At 35.3% G+C, this 337-nt stretch carries 1 protein-coding gene; it reads right to left on the bottom strand.

From position 1 onward, the window contains the following. Positions 1-337, bottom strand: a 337-nt coding sequence (locus G6042_RS00550) for a transposase (RefSeq protein ID WP_169522344.1), incomplete at both ends; no start/stop codon positions are given.

Consider the following 337-nt stretch of genomic DNA (forward strand, 5'->3'; position numbering starts at 1 on the left):
TAGCGATGGTTTCGCCTGCAATTAATTCGGCGTCTTTTAAAAAACTAACAAACAGTTTGAAGAGTTGTTTTAGTGCTTTGGGGTTGTCTTTTCTAAAGTCAGCAATACTGTGATAATTTGGGCAAATGGCTTCCAAAAGCCATTGCAATTCAATATTGCGAAGGCACTCTTTTTCTAATCGTCTCGAACTACGAATACCGTTTAAATAGCCATACAAATAGATTTTTAAAAATACCTTGGTATCAAAACTTGGACGACCTTCGGTTTTTAATACTCTGGGTGTAAATCCTATTTTCTCTAAGTCGATACTGTTAACAAAAGCATCTATAAATCGAAC

The organism is Flavobacterium solisilvae (assembly GCF_012911605.1).
GTDB classification, from domain to species: domain Bacteria; phylum Bacteroidota; class Bacteroidia; order Flavobacteriales; family Flavobacteriaceae; genus Flavobacterium; species Flavobacterium solisilvae.